Source organism: Alteromonas marina (assembly GCF_000808575.1).
Lineage (GTDB): Bacteria > Pseudomonadota > Gammaproteobacteria > Enterobacterales > Alteromonadaceae > Alteromonas > Alteromonas marina_A.
Genome location: NZ_JWLW01000050.1, coordinates 1 through 295 on the forward strand (window position 1 = coordinate 1; position 295 = coordinate 295).

Sequence of the window (295 nt, forward strand, 5' to 3'; positions counted from 1 at the left end):
AAGGCGACTATCGACTACAAAGCCCAACCAATGAAGAAGATACATACACTTACTCTTCCGGTGTGCTGGTTATGGACGACGCGCTTGATTATGTGCTTGTTAATGGCGACTTTGTCATCGATACCTCTCTCTACTCCACCTCTGGCGCATTGTTTAGTGCGGGGGTTTTAGAAGTGAAAGGCAACTTTACTCAACTGTCTACCTATACTTCTAACTCGTCACACCTCAATTTCAAAACGTCTGGTACCCATAAAGTCGTACTCTCAGGTAGCACAGCACAAGATGTCTATTTTGA

The 295-nt window shown here is 44.4% G+C and carries 1 protein-coding gene; it reads left to right on the forward strand.

The genetic code is table 11. The features are described 5' to 3' along the window. On the forward strand, nucleotides 1-295 hold a 295-nt coding region (locus RJ41_RS19200), incomplete at both ends, for a hypothetical protein (protein ID WP_039222376.1).